The following is a 15,154-nucleotide window of genomic DNA, read 5'->3' on the forward strand; positions in this document are numbered from 1 at the left end:
CTCGGTCAAGTGTCCTGAACGAGCCCTCAGCTCCGCAGGCCCCGGATCACCAGCGAGGTCACGGCCTCGAACTCCGCCTCGATCGACGGGGACCGCCACTCGGGGGCGTACTGCGGATCGTGGAACCGGGAGGTCGCGTCGAACACCGCGCGCGCCGCCGCCGGCGCGTCCGGGGCGCTCAGCTCCCCGGTCGCCACCCCCGCCGAGACGATCCCCGTCAACTGGGCGATCAGATCCGCGAGATGCGTCTCCACCACCCCGCTGTTCTCGGCCAGCAGCACCGTGTACGTCGCGAACAACTCCGGGTCGTCCCCGGCCTTGTGCCGCTTCGCCTCGAACAGGGCCGACAACCAGGACTCCAACTTCCCCGGGGCCGTCCCCGTCGGCGCCTCCGCGATCTCCGCGAGCCGCAGCTCCGTCCGCTCCAGCCAGCGCGCCGTCACGGCCTCGCGCAACGCGGCCTTCGACGCGAAGTGCCGGTACACGCTCCCGTGGCTCACGCCCAGGGCGCGGGCCACGTCCACCACGGTGGCCTTGGTCGGCCCGAAGCGGCGCAGCACCTCCTCGGTGACTTCGAGGATGCGCTCGGGGGTCAGGGGCTCGGCGGCAGCGGGTGACATGCCTACGACCGTACCGTCGAATCAGTGCTCACTGTCGAGGTGGGCCATCTGGGCGGCCGGGTAGCGCTCGCCCGCCGCCGCGCCCTCCGGGACGGCCGCGGCGATCGCCGCCAGGTCCGCGTCCGTCAGCGTCACCTCCAGCGCCCCCAGGGCCTCCGCCAGCCGATCCCGACGCCGCGCGCCGATCAGTGGCACGATGTCCTCACCGCGCGAGAGCACCCACGCGATCGCCGTCTGCGCCACCGTGATCCCCCGCTCCTCGGCCACCGCCCGCAGCGCCTCCACCAGCGAGAGGTTCCGGGTCAGGTTCTCGCCCTGGAATCTGGGGCTCATGCCCCGGAAGTCACCGGCCGGCAGGCTGCGGTCGGCGCTGAAGTGCCCGCTGATCAGCCCCCGCGACAGCACCCCGTACGCCGTCACGCCGATGCCCAGCTCCCGGGCCGTCGGCAGGATCTCCGCCTCGATGCCCCGCGAGATCAGCGAGTACTCGATCTGGAGGTCGGCGATCGGGGCCACGGCGGCGGCCCGCCGCAGGGTGTCCGCGCCCACCTCGGACAGGCCGATGTACCGCACGTGCCCGGCCGTCACGGCCTCGGCGATGGCCCCCACGGTCTCCTCGATCGGCACGTTCTCGTCGACCCGCGCGATCCGGTACACGTCGATGTGGTCCCGCCCCAGGCGCTGGAGCGAATAGGCGAGGAAGTTGCGCACCGCGTCGGGGCGCCCGTCGTACCCCGCGAAACCGCCCTCCACGGTCCGCAGCGCGCCGAACTTCACGCTGGTCAGCGCCCGGTCCCGCAACGCGGCCGGCGCGGTGCGCAGGGCCTTGTTGATCAGCAGCTCGTTGTGCCCCATCCCGTAGAAATCGCCGGTGTCCAGCAGGGTCACCCCCGCGTCGAGGGCCGCGTGGATGGTGGCCAGCGACTCGGCGCGGTCGGCCTCGCCGTAGAGGGCCGACATGCCCATGCAGCCCAGCCCGAGGGGGAAGACCTCCGGCCCGTTCTTGCCCAGGGTGCGGGTCGGGTGGGTCGGGGGGACGGTGGTGTTCTGGTTCGTGTCCATGAGAAGACCATGGCATGACCGATGACAGATTTCAATATCTGTCACCCTTGCGCGTGCGAGAACCGCGGATCCCGTACGGGAGAAGGGGGTCGGCTCAGCGGGTCGGCGGGGGCGTCGGGCTCGTCGCGCCCGCCTTCGACGCGGCCCCCGCCGCCGGTTCGGGCGCTGGCTCCGCGAGCAGCCGCGCCGTGCGCTCCGCCGTGCCGCGCGCCCAGGCCCCGCTGGTCAGCAGCCCCAGCCCGAGCACCGCGAGCCCGCAGGCCGTCATGATCCACCAGGCGGGTCGGGCCGCGTCCGTGAACTCCTGCCCGTGCGCCAGCCCCGCCGCCAGCACCGCGCCGATCACGGCCACGCCCAGGGTGCCGCCGGTCTGCCGGCTGGTCGAGGCCACCGCCGCCGCGACCCCGGCCTGCGACCGGGGCATCCCCGACACGGCCGTGTTCGTGATCGGCGCGTTCACCATGCCGAAGCCCAGGCCGAAGAGCACGTACCCGGTGAACAGCAGGGGCGTGGACCGCTCGGCAGTGAAGGCCGCGAACAGCAGCCCGCTCGCGCTCATCGCCGTGCCCGCCACCACCAGCGGCAGACGGGGTCCCCGGGTGCCGACCAGCCGCCCCGAGAGGGGGGCCACGGCGAAGGTCAGGAAGGCCATCGGCAGCATGTGCACCCCGGCGGCCAGCGCGTCCAGGCCCAGCTGCTCCTGGAGGTAGAGGGTGTTCAGGAACAGGAACCCGGACAGGGCCGCGAACGCGCTCACCGCTATCCCGGTGGCCCCCGCGAAGGGCGCGCTGCGGAAGAACCGGGGGTCGATCAGGGGCTCCCGCCGACGCCGCTCGTACCCCACGAGCACCACCAGGCTCAGCACCGCCAGGGCCGCGCAGCCCAGGATCAGCGGGGAGAGGAGACCGGCCGCCGGGGCCTCGATGATCCCGTAGGTCAGCGAACCCAGCAGCAACACCACCAACACCTGCCCCACGGGGTCGGGGCGGCGCGGGTGCTCGGCCCGGGACTCGGGCACCTTCCGCAGGGTCAGCACCAGGGCCGCCAGGCCCACCGGCAGGTTGACCCAGAAGATCGAGCGCCAGCCCACCGAGTCCACCAGCAGCCCGCCCACCAGCGGCCCGGCCGCCATCGACACCCCGACCACCGCGCCCCAGACCCCGATGGCCCGGGCCCGTTCGCGCGGTTCGGTGAAGGTGTTCGTGATGATCGACATGGCCACGGGATTGAGCATCGACCCGCCCACCGCCTGCACCATCCGGAAGGCGATCAGCCACTCCAGGTCGGGGGCGAGGGAGCACAGCAGGGAACCGAGGGTGAAGAGCACCAGCCCGGTCGCGAACACCTTGCGCCGTCCGATCCGGTCGGCGGTGGAGCCGGCCAGCATCAGCAGCGAGGCCAGGGTGAGGGTGTACGCGTCGATCGTCCACTGCATCCCGGACACGGAGGCGCCGAGTTCGGCGCGCATCGAGGGCAGGGCGACGTTGAGGACGGTGTTGTCGAGGCTGACGATCAGCAGGCTGGTGCAGCAGATCGCCAGGATGACCAGACGCCGTCGGCGACTCGACTCGGGCATGCGTCGATAGTACGCCTAACTAACCTATCCGGGGACGGGGCCCGTGCGAACCTCCGTCCGGCCCGCCCGCGCGCCCAGGAACCTTCGCCCCGAGGGGGCTTCCGCGCGGGTGGGCGACAATGGGGGGATGACCACGCTCCCTTCCGCCCGCGCCGGCGAGGCCCTCGCGATCGGCCCGCACACCGTGCGCCCCCCGGTGGTGCTCGCGCCGATGGCCGGCATCACCAACGCCCCCTTCCGCACGCTCTGCCGCGAGTTCTCCGCGGGCAAGGGTCTGTACGTGAGCGAGATGATCACGACCCGCGCCCTGGTCGAGCGCAACGACAAGACCATGCAGCTGATCCGCTTCGACGCGTCGGAGACCCCGCGCTCGATCCAGCTGTACGGGGTGGATCCGGCCACCGTGGGCAAGGCGGTCCGGATGATCGTCGAGGAGGATCTCGCCGACCACATCGACCTGAACTTCGGCTGCCCGGTGCCCAAGGTGACCCGCAAGGGCGGCGGCTCGGCCCTGCCCTACAAGCGGAACCTGCTGCGCGCGATCCTGCGCGAGGCCGTCGCCGGGGCCGGGGACCTGCCGGTGACGATGAAGATGCGCAAGGGCATCGACGAGGACCACATCACCTACCTCGACGCGGGCCGGATCGCGGTCGAGGAGGGGGTCACGGCGATCGCGCTGCACGGCAGGACCACCGCCCAGCACTACGGCGGCACCGCCGACTGGGACGCGATCGCGCGGCTCAAGGAGCACGTGCCCGAGATCCCGGTGCTGGGCAACGGCGACATCTGGTGCGCGGACGACGCCCTGCGGATGGTGCGCGAGACCGGTTGTGACGGCGTGGTCGTGGGCCGGGGCTGCCTGGGCCGCCCGTGGCTCTTCAACGACCTGGTCGCGGCCTTCGAGGGCCGGCCGGAGGACTACTACGCGCCCTCCCTGCGCGAGGTCGCCCGGGTGATGGTGCGGCACGCGACCCTGCTGGGGGAGTGGCTGGGCGACGAGTCCCGGGGTGTCATCGACTTCCGCAAGCACGTGGCCTGGTACCTCAAGGGCTTCTCGGTGGGTTCCGAGATGCGCCGGAAGCTGGCCGTGACCTCCGGCCTGGCCGACCTGGACGCTCATCTGAGCGAGCTGGACCTGGACCAGCCCTGGCCCTCGGACGCGGACGGCCCGCGCGGCCGGACGTCCGGAAACAACCGTGTTGTCCTGCCCGAGGGGTGGTTGAAGGACCCGTACGACTGCGCCGGGGTGAGCGAGGAAGCCGAGTCGGATACGTCCGGCGGCTGAGGAAACCCTCCTGCGCGGGGCGTGAGATACGCCACGCATGGGAGGGGTTGCGCTCAGATGAGCGTCGAACAGGCGATTGTGATTCATGAAGGGTGGCACTGGGTGCCACCCTTCTTTCGTTCAAGTCTTGAAACCAAATGTATCGATGATCGCTCATCCGAGCGGGATCCGGCCCGTCGTCGCCGATGCGGCTTCGAGGGGTGAAGGCTCTCGGGAGGATTCGGTTACCGCGCGGTCACTTTGGATCCGGTGGCACACGGGTGGTTACGACCACGTGTCGGCCAAGTGGACGTACCGGAATGCCTTCGATCTGGGTATGTTCCTGGCCGTCAGGGAAGCCACCGGATCGTCGAGGGGTCGAGACCCGTGTCGGAAATCAAAGCTCAGAAGCTCGTCTACGACTTCACCGAGGGCAATCGCGAGCTCAAGGACCTGCTCGGCGGCAAGGGCGCGAACCTCGCCGAGATGACCCGACTGGGGCTGCCCGTGCCGCCCGGGTTCACGATCACCACCGACGCGTGCCGGGTCTACCTGGAGAGCGGCTCCGCCCCCGCCGCCCTGGACGCCGAGGTCGGCGACCACCTCGCGGCGCTGGAGGAGCGGATGGGCAAGAAGCTCGGCCAGGCGGACGACCCGCTGCTGGTCTCGGTCCGCTCCGGCGCCAAGTTCTCCATGCCCGGCATGATGGACACGGTCCTGAACATCGGCCTCTCCGACACCTCCGTGGTGGGCCTCGCCGCCCAGTCCGGCAACGAGCGCTTCGCCTGGGACTCCTACCGCCGGCTCATTCAGATGTTCGGCAAGACCGTCCTCGGCGTGGACGGCGAGCTGTTCGAAGAGGCACTGGATGCCGCGAAGGCCGCCAAGCAGGTCACCGTCGACACCGACCTCGACGCCGCCGACCTCAAGGCCCTTGTGGGGGAGTTCAAGGAGATCGTCGAGCGGCAGGCCGGCCGCGAGTTCCCGCAGGACCCGCGCGAGCAGATGGACCTCGCCGTGCACGCGGTCTTCGACTCGTGGAACGGCGACCGGGCCAAGCTCTACCGCCGCCAGGAGCGCATCCCGCACGACCTCGGCACCGCCGTCAACGTCTGCTCCATGGTCTTCGGCAACCTCGGCCCGGACTCGGGCACCGGCGTCGCCTTCACCCGCGACCCCGCGAGCGGCCAGCCCGGCGTCTACGGCGACTACCTCCAGAACGCCCAGGGCGAGGACGTGGTGGCGGGCATCCGCAACACCGTCCCCCTCGCCGAGCTGGAGGGCATCGACAAGGCGTCCTACGACGAGCTGATGCGCACGATGGAGACCCTGGAGACCCACTACAAGGACCTCTGCGACATCGAGTTCACCATCGAGCGCGGCAAGCTGTGGATGCTCCAGACCCGCGTCGGCAAGCGCACCGCCGGCGCAGCCTTCCGCATCGCCACCCAGCTCGTGGACCAGGGCCTGATCGACGAGGCCGAGGCCCTGCGCCGGGTCAACGGCGCCCAGCTCGCCCAGCTGATGTTCCCCCGTTTCGACGAGGGCGCCAAGAGCACCCTGCTCGGGCGCGGCATCGCCGCCTCCCCCGGCGCGGCCGTCGGCAAGGCCGTCTTCGACTCCTACACCGCGATCAAGTGGTCCCGCTCCGGCGAGAAGGTCATCCTGATCCGCCGCGAGACCAACCCCGACGACCTCGACGGCATGATCGCCGCCGAGGGCATCCTCACCTCGCGCGGCGGCAAGACCTCGCACGCGGCGGTCGTGGCCCGGGGCATGGGCAAGACCTGCGTGTGCGGGGCGGAGGAGCTGGAGGTGGACACCAAGCGCCGCCGGCTGACCACCGCCTCCGGGCAGGTCGTCGAGGAGGGCGACGTGGTCTCGGTCGACGGCTCCACCGGCAAGGTCTACCTCGGCGAGGTGCCCGTGGTGCCCTCCCCGGTCGTGGAGTTCTTCGAGGGCCGCACCCACGCGGGCGCCGACGACGCCGACGAACTGGTCCAGTCGGTGCACCGGATGATGGCCTACGCCGACCGCCGCCGCCGGCTGCGGGTGCGGGCCAACGCCGACAACGCCGAGGACGCGCTGCGCGCCCGCCGCTTCGGCGCCCAGGGCATCGGCCTGTGCCGCACCGAGCACATGTTCCTCGGCGAGCGCCGCGAGATGGTCGAGCGCCTGATCCTCGCCGACCACGAGGACGAGCGCGACGCCGCCCTCGCCGAGCTGCTGCCGCTCCAGAAGTCCGACTTCATCGAGCTGTTCGAGGCCATGGACGGGCTGCCCGTCACCGTGCGCCTGCTCGACCCGCCGCTGCACGAGTTCCTGCCCGACATCACCGAGCTGTCGGTGCGCGTGGCGCTGGCCGAGGCCCGCAAGGACTCCAACGAGAACGACCTGCGCCTGCTCCAGGCCGTGCACCGGCTGCACGAGCAGAACCCGATGCTGGGCCTGCGCGGGGTGCGCCTGGGCCTGGTGATCCCGGGCCTGTTCACCATGCAGGTACGGGCCATCGCCGAGGCCGCGGCCACCCGCAAGGACGCCAAGGGCGACCCGCGCGTGGAGATCATGATCCCGCTCGTGGGCACCGTGCAGGAGCTGGAGATCGTCCGCGAGGAGGCCGAGCAGGTCATCGCCGAGGTCGAGGCCGCCACCGGCGTCGAACTGAAGCTGGCGCTGGGCACGATGATCGAACTGCCCCGGGCCGCGCTCACCGCCGACCAGATCGCCGAGGCCGCCGAGTTCTTCTCCTTCGGCACCAACGACCTGACCCAGACGGTGTGGGGCTTCTCCCGCGACGACGTCGAGGCCAGCTTCTTCACCGCCTACCTGGAGAAGGGGATCTTCGGGGTCTCGCCCTTCGAGACCATCGACCGCGACGGCGTGGGCCGACTGGTCCGCGACGCCGCGATCGCCGGCCGCGCCACCCGCCCCGACCTCAAGCTCGGGGTCTGCGGCGAGCACGGCGGCGACCCGGAGTCCGTGCACTTCTTCCACGAGGTCGGCCTCGACTACGTCTCCTGCTCGCCGTTCCGGATCCCGGTGGCGCGCCTGGAGGCCGGTCGGGCCGCGGTGATGGCCGGGGCGGAGGGCTCCGACAGCCGCTGAGGCGGCCCTCGAACCCGTCGGGACCGGTTCGGGGTCACCCTCCACGCGGACGGCGCGCGAACGCCACCCCCGTGCGACCCCGAACGGACCTTCCCTGCCGCCGTCCGCCCCCGGGCTGTCCTCCCGGGCCGGACGCCGGTCCCGACACGCGCCCGTCGCCGAGTTCCCTGACCCCTCGGCGGCGGGCGCCTTCGCGCGTGCGCGCGGTAAAAGCGGAAGCGGAACGGGAGGGGTCCGGACACGCGTCGGCGGGCGGCGAACGGATCCCCACCCGTCCACCGCCCGCCGACATTGCGCCGGACACGTCGGCGCTTCCCGAGGCGACCGACCGCCAGGCCCCGCAAAGCCCCCCACGGCCTTCGCGGAGCGTTTCGGTCGCATCGGAGTGTGCCCGGCGGACCCCAGCATTTCGGTTGTGACCCGCCGGCGAAAGGGGGTTTCAACTGTGGCCGAAAGGGCGTGGTGACGTCGTGTGACGACGTGCATACTCATGGGGCGGGGATTGCGGTTGCACAGGTGGGGGTTGAGTGCTGCGTATCCATTTCACGGGAGTGGACCTGGCACGCGTGCGGATGGCCGGTCGTCCCGATGCGTTGTGGGAAACGATTCTCAGCTTTCATCGGCTAAGGGAACGGAGGGATGTCCGACTCTTCGGTGAATGGCGTACCGAAACGCGCGGCCGGTTGAATAGTGAAATACGGCTGCTGGGCGCGCTCATACCCTCCCGCGGATATTTCCCCGATTTCCTGACCCCGGCCGAGGGCCAGTACGGCTGGGAGGTGGGCCTCGACGCGCTCCGAGCCCTCGACGAGGACCGGTTGCGCCGCGAGGCCGCCCTCGTCGGCTCCCCGGCCGCCGGCCCGCCCCCCGCCCGCCTGCGCGACCTGCTCCAGGCCGGGACGGAGCGGCTGCCGCGGCTCCTCGGCGAGCTGCGCGGCTGGCACCGGGCGGCCGTGGAGCCGTACTGGACGCACATCCGCGCCCAGATCGAGGCCGAACGCGCGGCCCGGGGCCGGGCCCTGCTCGACGGGGGAGCCGACGAACTACTGGCCTCGCTGCCGCCCGCGCTGCGCTGGCGGGCCCCGGTGCTGGAGTGCGACTACCCCGTGGACCGGGACCTGCGCCTGGGCGGGCGCGGGCTGCTGCTCCAGCCCTCGTTCTTCTGCCGGCGCACCGCCGTCACCCTCCGGGACCCCGGGCTGCCGCCGGTGCTGGTCTACCCGGCCGCCTCCGGGCTCGGGGCCGCGCCCGCCGACCGGGAGACGCAGCCCGAGGAACAGCGCCGGCGCACCCTGGGCAAGCTCGTCGGGCACACCCGCTCGGTGGTGCTGCGGGCCATCGGCGACGGCGCCACCACCAGCGAGCTGGCCCGCCGGGCCGGGGTCTCGCTGGCCTCGGCCAGCCAGCACGCCGGGGTGATGCGGGAGGCGGGGCTGGTGACGACGCTGCGGCGCGGGAACGCCGTGCTGCACACCGTGACCCCGCTCGGCGAGGCCCTGCTCAAGGGCGCGCCCGCCGGCGGCTGACCGGGCGGCACCGGGGCCCGGACGCGCGAGGGGGCCGGCCGCGTGGGGGAGCGTCCCCGTGCGACCGGCCCCGGATCGGCCGGCGGTCAGGACCGGAACGGGCCCGTCACCTCGTAGGTGATGCCGCCCGAGGAGCTGCCGCTGGTGCCGCGCTGGCTGGAGAAGTACAGCCGCTTGCCGTCGGGGGAGAAGGCCGGGCCGGTGATCTCGGAGCCGGACTGGCCGGTGATCCGCAGGAAGGGCGCGACCACGTCGGTCGGGGTGATCACGCAGATGTCCATGGAGCCGCCGTCCTCGGCCACGTACAGGTCGCCCGAGGAGCTGCCGGTCACGTTGTCCACGCCGGTCAGCGGCGCGGCCCCGCCGGGGACGAGGGAGTCGTCGTAGGCCAGCTCGTAGGTCCCGGCGAGCAGGTTCAGGCGCCAGACGCGGTTGTCGCCCTTGGTGGTGAACCAGACGGTGTCGTTCGCGTAGTGGCAGCCCTCGCCGCCGTTGAAGCGCTTGGCGCCCGAGACCTGGTCGCGGGTGACGGTGGGGGAGCCGTCGGGGTCGGGGACGGTGACCCAGGTGAAGGAGCCGGAGGTGGCCGTGCCGGCCTTCAGCACCTGGAGCGTGCCCGAGGAAAGGTTTCCCCAGGTGGTCGGCAGGAAGCGGTAGAAACAGCCGTTGGTCTCGTCCTCGGTCAGGTAGACCGCCTTGCGGACCGGGTCCGCGGCCGCCGCCTCGTGCTTGAACCGGCCCAGCGCCGGCCGCTGCACCGCCGCGTTCACCCCGTACGGGTCGGCCTCGTAGACGAACCCGCGGGTGACCTCCTCGCACGAGAGCCAGGTGTTCCACGGGGTCTTGCCGCCCGCGCAGTTCTGCCGGGTGCCCGAGAGGATCCGGTAGGCGCCCGTGACGGCACCGCCGGCCGCGAAGCGCACCGCGCTCGCCCCGCCGCTCGGGTCGATCTCGGAGTTCGACACGTAGATCCAGCCCGTGCCGTCGGCGTAGCAGGCCCCGCCGTCGGGGGCGTTGTGCCAGGTGTACGAGGTGCCCGCGACCGTCTGGCCGGAGCGGGCGATCACCCGGCTGGTGAACCCGGCCGGGAGCTGGATGCCGTTGGCGTCGGCGGCCCCGAGGGCCCCGTAGGGTCCGGCGCCGGGCTGGGCGGGGGCCGCGTGGGCCGCGCCGCGGATCATGGTGCCGCCGAAGGCGGCCGCCGAGGAACCGATCACGGCGCCGCGCAGGAAGGTACGACGGTGCAACGGTCTCTCCTGTCGAGGAGTGGGCCCCGGATCCCGGTCGGGAAACGAGGTCGCGCGCCTGGGAACGTAGAACCGGTGCGTTGACGGGAAGTCAATTCCTCATGACGCCGGCGCGACCGGGGGGAGGTCAATCCCCGCGCCCGCCCCGGGCCCCGGACCGGACCACCCCGATTCGGGACTTTCTGCCCTGGGTGCTCCCCGCGCGCGGGAGGATGGTGGAGTGATGGACCGAGTGACCGCCGCCCCCGCCCCCGCCGCCCGTGACATCCGCGACCGCGCCGACCTCGACCTCCTGCTGCGCCGCTTCTACACGGCCGCCTTCGCCGACCCGCTGATCGGCCCCTTCTTCACCGAGATCGCCGGCACCAGCCTCGACACCCACATGCCGCGCATCACCGACTTCTGGGAGCGGGCCCTGTTCCGCACCGCCGAGTACCACCGCAACGCCTTCGCCCCGCACGCCGCCCTCCACCTCAGCCGCCCCATGACGGCCGAGGACTTCGGACGCTGGGTGCAGCTGTGGCGGGCCGCGATCGACGGCCTGCACGCCGGACCGAACGCCGAACGCGCCAAGGACACCGGCGAACGGATCGCGCTCACCCTGCACAAGCGGCTCGCGGGCGCCGACCCCGAACTGCTGCGCGGCGAGGGCCCCGGCTTCGTGCCGCTGTCCGCCCTGGGTCTGCGCTCCGCAGCCGCCTGACCTGCGGTTTCGCCTCACCGAAAAAAGATCCGGGAAAAATCCGGCGGGACCGATGAGTTCCGCCGGGACGCGTCGTCTACCCCTCGAAGCGACCGACACACGGCCGGCCGCCGCGCACCGAGGAGCCCCGCATGACCGCCGACGCCACCCCCACCATGATCTTCGTCAACCTGCCCGTGAAGGACCTGGAGGCCACCAAGACCTTCTGGGGCAAGCTCGGCTACTCCTTCAACGCCCAGTTCAGCGACGAGAACTGCGCCTCGATGCCGATCACCGACACCATCGTCGCGATGTTCCTCACCCACGGGCGCTTCAAGGACTTCACCACCAAGGAGATCGCCGACACCACCCGCACCGCCGCCGCCCTGCTCTGCCTCAGCTCCCCGAGCCGCGAGGCCGTGGACGCGACGGTGGACACCGCCCTCGCCGCCGGCGCCACCGAACCCCGCCCGGCCCAGGACTACGGCCAGATGTACGGCCGGGCCTTCGAGGACCTCGACGGGCAGACCTGGGAGATCATGTGGATGGACCCGGCCATGGTCCAGGGCTGAGACCGTACGCGAAACAGCAGGTCGGCGGGGTTGCTCAACGGGCCCTGAAGGCTTCCTCAAGGCGGCCTTAAGAGCCCCCGACCCGCCTCGGCCCGCCCCTACGGTGATCCCATGCGCGATGGGGTGGGCGGCCTGGGCGGCCGGGCGAGACGGGGCGGCGGCCGGGTGGACACGGGGTGGGGCGCGGACCCCGGGGACCGGCTGCGGGCCGCGATCCTCGGCGGCGGCGTCCTCGTGACGGCCCTGTGGGCCGTGCAGGTGCGGCCCTCGGCCCGGCTCGACGCGCTCTTCGCCACCGGCGCCCACCTGACCGGGCTGCTCGGGGGCTACGGGATCCTCGTCATGCTCTTCCTGATGGCCCGGGTCCCGGCCGTGGAGCACGGGGTGGGGGCCGACAGGTTGGCCCGGATGCACGCCCTCGGCGGCCGGCACGTGCTCACCCTCTGCCTCGCCCACGGCCTCCTCGCCCTGTGCGGATACGCCGTCCACGAACGACTCGACGTGCTCTCCGCCCTGCGCGGGCTGCTCGGCTACCCGGCCCTGGCCGCCGCGGCCCTGGCCGGCCTGCTCCTGCTGGCGGTCGGGGTGAGCTCCGCCCGCGCCGCCCGGCGCCGGCTGCCGCACGAGACCTGGCGCCGGATCCACCTGCTGGTGTACCTCGCCGCCGCCCTCGGGTTCGTGCACCAGCTCGCGGGGCCCGACCTCGGGCCCGTGGTGTGGTTCTGGGCCCTCGCGCACACCGTCGTCGCCGCGCTGCTGGTCTGGTACCGGGCCGTGGTCCCCGTCCGGCAGGCCCTGCGGCACGTCCTGCGGGTCACCGAGGTCCGGGCCGAGGGCCCCGGCGTGGTCTCGGTGCTGATGACCGGCGAACACCTCGCCGAACTGCGCGCCGAACCCGGCCAGTTCCTGCGCTGGCGGTTCCTGACCCGGCGGCTGTGGGGCACCGCCCTGCCCTTCTCCCTGTCCGCGCCCGTCGGCCCCGCCGGCCTGCGCATCACCGTCAAGGCCGTCGGCGGACACAGCCGCCGGATCCGCCGGCTGCGCCCCGGCACCCGGGTCGTGGCCACCGGCCCCTTCGGCGCGCTCACCGCCGCCCGCCGCACCCGCCCCAAGGTGCTGCTGCTCGCGGGCGGGGTCGGCATCACCCCCATGCGGGCCCTGTTCGAGACCCTGCCGGGCGGGCCCGGCGACCTCACCCTGCTCTACCGGGCCCGGTCCGAGGACGAACTCGTGCTGCGCGGCGAGCTGGAGGAGATCGCGGCCCGGCGCGGCGCCGCCCTGCACTACCTGCTCGGCTCCTCCGGCGCGGCCTGGGACCCGCTGGCCCCCGAGGCGCTGCGGGCCCTCGTGCCCGACCTCGCCGACCACGACGTGTACCTGTGCGGACCGCCCGGGATGACCGAGGCGGCCGAACGGGCCCTGGCCCGCGCCGGGGTGCCGGCCGGCCGGGTGCACTCGGAGTGCTTCACCTTCTGACCACCGCGCCACGCCGCGCCGCCGCCCGCCGCCCCCGTCCGACCCCCTCCCGTGAGGTCCCCGCCCGTGCGCCATCCCCTGCACGTCACCGTCGACGTCCCCGCCCTCGACCCCGCCGAACCGGGCCCCGACGAGCCCCGGGCCCGGCACCGCCGGCCCCGGGTCCGCACCGCCCGCGCCGCCTGGGCGGCGGTGCCCGCCGCCGGCCGGCTGGTCCTGGGCCTGGGCGCGGCCGGGATCTGCGCGGCCACCGCCCTCACCGCCCTCGTGGACCCGGCCGCGCCGGCCGCCCCGGACCGGGTCCCGACGGGCCGAAGCTCAAACCTCGCGCAAGTTTCCGGACTCTGACCCTCCGATCGGCGATCTCGTTCGTAGGGTCGGGGAGTGCCCGAGATATCCCTGACCACGCTCATCGTGCTCTGTGCGGCCGCCGCCGCGGCCGGTTGGATCGACGCCGTCGTGGGCGGCGGCGGCCTGCTGCTGTTGCCCGCCCTCCTCACCGGCCTGCCGCAGGCCCATCCCGCGACCGTCCTCGGCACGAACAAGGCCGTCGCGATCGTCGGGACCACCGGAGCCGCCGTCTCCTTCGCCCGCAAGGCACCCGTCAACGTCCGGCACGCCACCCGGATCGGCGGGGCGGCGATGCTCGGCGCGGCCGGCGGCGCCCTCCTCGCCGCCGGCATCGACAAGGACGCCCTGCGCCCGCTGATCATGGCCGTGCTCGTGCTGGTCGCCGGGTTCGTGGTCTTCCGACCCGGCTTCGGCGCGGTCGGGGCGGGCGGGCCGGTGACCCGGGCCCGGGTGCTGACCGCGATCGGCCTCGCCGGTCTCGGCATCGGCTTCTACGACGGCCTGATCGGGCCCGGCACCGGCACCTTCCTCGTCCTGGCCCTCACCGCCCTGCTCCACCTCGACCTGCTGACCGCCTCCGCCACCGCGAAGATCGTCAACGTGGGCACCAACCTCGGCGCCCTCGCGGTCTTCTCCGCACAGGGCCGGGTGCTGTGGCAACTCGCCGCCGTCCTGGCCGTCTTCAACCTCGCCGGCGGCATGATCGGGGCCCGGACGGCCGTCAAACAGGGCACGGGCTTCGTGCGCGGGGTGCTGCTGACCGTGGTCTGCGCCCTCGTGGTCAAACTCGGCCTCGACCAGTGGGCCTGAGCCCGGTCACGCCCCGCCCCGTCAACCCCCGTCCGGCGCGCGGCGCGGGGCGGGCAGCAGGCGGCCCACCGGGCCGCGCGTCCACCAGCCGCCCGGCCCGCCCCGGCGCACCGTCAACGACTCCACCTCCCACGAGATCTCCGAGACCCCCGGCTCCGGCACCGGATGCCAACGGCCCGCCGACACCGACAGGTTCACGATCAGGTACGCGTGCCAGTCCCTGCCCACCCCCGCCCGGTCCGCGAACACCCGGCGGCCGTTGACCCACCACACCACCGACCGGGCCCCGAACCGCACCTCCAGGTCCACCACCGCGCCCGGGCCCACCCCCGCCGTCCGCAGATACCGCGAACCACCGCCCGAGCGCACGTGGTTGGACAGCTCCAGGGTGTCCGGGTTGTCCGGGTGGTACTCGAAGACGTCCACCTCCCGGCCGCCGTCCCGCCAGGTCCAGATCGCGGGCCACGCCCCCCGTTCCCGGGGCAGCCGCACCCGCGCCGTCAGCACGTCCTCCGCCCGCAGCTCGAAGGCGTCGGAGCTGCCCTCCGTGGTCAACAGCCCGGTGTCCCAGTTCCCGTCCGAACGGCGGCGGGCCCGGAACACCCCGCCGCGCGAGAACTCCGGATCGGCCGTCAGATGGTCCAGTTTGTCGTCCCCCGGATTGACCGGGCCCCCGTTCGGATACGCCCACGATCTCCCCGCGACCCACTGGTCGGCGGAGGCGAAGTCGGCGTCGAGGACGAGGGGGCCGAGCCGGGATCGGCGGTACGCGGCGATGATCTCCGTGAGCACACCGCACCCCTTCCCGCCCGTCGGCCGCCGACGCCGGCGCGCGGGGGCTCCGGGCCCCGGCGGGCGCGCCC

General features: G+C 73.1%; 13 protein-coding genes. 8 read left to right on the forward strand and 5 right to left on the reverse strand.

Features of this window, described 5'->3' with window-relative positions:
• Window positions 1-26: 26 nt before the first annotated feature.
• From ACN20G_RS18300 to ACN20G_RS18310, 3 genes are all read right to left on the reverse strand, one after another.
• Window positions 27-620: a TetR family transcriptional regulator gene (locus ACN20G_RS18300; RefSeq protein ID WP_424213867.1), complete on the reverse strand. Its 594-nt coding sequence runs from the start codon at window positions 618-620 to the stop codon at window positions 27-29.
• Window positions 621-641: 21 nt separating this feature from the next.
• A complete protein-coding gene (locus ACN20G_RS18305) occupies window positions 642-1,682 on the reverse strand; it encodes an aldo/keto reductase (protein WP_424213868.1) in 1,041 nt (346 codons plus the stop codon).
• 94 nt (window positions 1,683-1,776) lie between these two features.
• Window positions 1,777-3,258, reverse strand: a complete 1,482-nt coding sequence (locus tag ACN20G_RS18310; RefSeq protein ID WP_424213869.1) for an MFS transporter — start codon at window positions 3,256-3,258, stop codon at window positions 1,777-1,779.
• A gap of 127 nt (window positions 3,259-3,385) precedes the next feature.
• Here ACN20G_RS18310 and dusB point away from each other — a divergent pair, with 127 nt between their 5' ends.
• From dusB to ACN20G_RS18325, 3 genes are all read left to right on the forward strand, one after another.
• The gene (gene dusB, locus ACN20G_RS18315) at window positions 3,386-4,543 is read left to right on the forward strand and encodes a tRNA dihydrouridine synthase DusB (protein WP_424213870.1); all 1,158 of its coding nucleotides are present in this window, start codon (window positions 3,386-3,388) and stop codon (window positions 4,541-4,543) included.
• Window positions 4,544-4,909: 366 nt separating this feature from the next.
• Window positions 4,910-7,627: a pyruvate, phosphate dikinase gene (gene ppdK / locus ACN20G_RS18320; protein WP_424213871.1), complete on the forward strand. Its 2,718-nt coding sequence runs from the start codon at window positions 4,910-4,912 to the stop codon at window positions 7,625-7,627.
• Window positions 7,628-8,154: 527 nt separating this feature from the next.
• A complete protein-coding gene (locus ACN20G_RS18325; RefSeq protein ID WP_424213872.1) occupies window positions 8,155-9,153 on the forward strand; it encodes an ArsR/SmtB family transcription factor in 999 nt (332 codons plus the stop codon).
• An 86-nt stretch (window positions 9,154-9,239) separates the two neighbouring features.
• Here ACN20G_RS18325 and ACN20G_RS18330 read toward each other — a convergent pair whose 3' ends face one another.
• A complete protein-coding gene (locus ACN20G_RS18330; RefSeq protein ID WP_424213873.1) occupies window positions 9,240-10,400 on the reverse strand; it encodes a PhoX family protein in 1,161 nt (386 codons plus the stop codon).
• 223 nt (window positions 10,401-10,623) lie between these two features.
• On the opposite strand from ACN20G_RS18330, the gene ACN20G_RS18335 reads away from it, so the two are divergent.
• The 5 genes from ACN20G_RS18335 to ACN20G_RS18355 all read left to right on the forward strand — a co-directional run bounded on the left by ACN20G_RS18335 (window position 10,624) and on the right by ACN20G_RS18355 (window position 14,291).
• The gene (locus ACN20G_RS18335) at window positions 10,624-11,103 is read left to right on the forward strand and encodes a group III truncated hemoglobin (protein ID WP_424213874.1); all 480 of its coding nucleotides are present in this window, start codon (window positions 10,624-10,626) and stop codon (window positions 11,101-11,103) included.
• Between the two features lie 131 nt (window positions 11,104-11,234).
• Window positions 11,235-11,654: a VOC family protein gene (locus ACN20G_RS18340; protein WP_424213875.1), complete on the forward strand. Its 420-nt coding sequence runs from the start codon at window positions 11,235-11,237 to the stop codon at window positions 11,652-11,654.
• A gap of 111 nt (window positions 11,655-11,765) precedes the next feature.
• On the forward strand, window positions 11,766-13,130 hold the full coding sequence (locus ACN20G_RS18345) for a ferredoxin reductase family protein (protein ID WP_424213876.1): 1,365 nt from the start codon (window positions 11,766-11,768) through the stop codon (window positions 13,128-13,130).
• A gap of 66 nt (window positions 13,131-13,196) precedes the next feature.
• Window positions 13,197-13,478, forward strand: coding sequence for a hypothetical protein (locus tag ACN20G_RS18350; RefSeq protein ID WP_424213877.1), 282 nt, complete (start codon window positions 13,197-13,199; stop codon window positions 13,476-13,478).
• 36 nt (window positions 13,479-13,514) lie between these two features.
• The gene (locus ACN20G_RS18355) at window positions 13,515-14,291 is read left to right on the forward strand and encodes a sulfite exporter TauE/SafE family protein (RefSeq protein ID WP_424213878.1); all 777 of its coding nucleotides are present in this window, start codon (window positions 13,515-13,517) and stop codon (window positions 14,289-14,291) included.
• 21 nt (window positions 14,292-14,312) lie between these two features.
• On the opposite strand, the gene ACN20G_RS18360 is transcribed toward ACN20G_RS18355, so the two are convergent.
• Window positions 14,313-15,083 (reverse strand): beta-glucanase, encoded by a 771-nt coding sequence (locus tag ACN20G_RS18360; protein WP_424213879.1) that lies wholly within the window; start codon window positions 15,081-15,083, stop codon window positions 14,313-14,315.
• Window positions 15,084-15,154 lie beyond the last annotated feature (71 nt).

This window comes from Streptomyces dryopteridis (assembly GCF_049606955.1).
Lineage (GTDB): Bacteria > Actinomycetota > Actinomycetes > Streptomycetales > Streptomycetaceae > Streptomyces.

Bases quoted from the DNA above. Each gene is read 5' to 3' on its own strand.
- ACN20G_RS18300 (WP_424213867.1), bottom strand. From the start codon at position 620: ATGTCACCCGCTGCCGCCGAGCCCCTGACCCCCGAGCGCATCCTCGAA.
- ACN20G_RS18305 (WP_424213868.1), bottom strand. From the start codon at position 1,682: ATGGACACGAACCAGAACACCACCGTCCCCCCGACCCACCCGACCCGC.
- ACN20G_RS18345 (WP_424213876.1), top strand. From the start codon at position 11,766: ATGCGCGATGGGGTGGGCGGCCTGGGCGGCCGGGCGAGACGGGGCGGC.
- ACN20G_RS18340 (WP_424213875.1), top strand. From the start codon at position 11,235: ATGACCGCCGACGCCACCCCCACCATGATCTTCGTCAACCTGCCCGTG.
- ACN20G_RS18310 (WP_424213869.1), bottom strand. From the start codon at position 3,258: ATGCCCGAGTCGAGTCGCCGACGGCGTCTGGTCATCCTGGCGATCTGC.
- ACN20G_RS18335 (WP_424213874.1), top strand. From the start codon at position 10,624: ATGGACCGAGTGACCGCCGCCCCCGCCCCCGCCGCCCGTGACATCCGC.
- dusB (WP_424213870.1), top strand. From the start codon at position 3,386: ATGACCACGCTCCCTTCCGCCCGCGCCGGCGAGGCCCTCGCGATCGGC.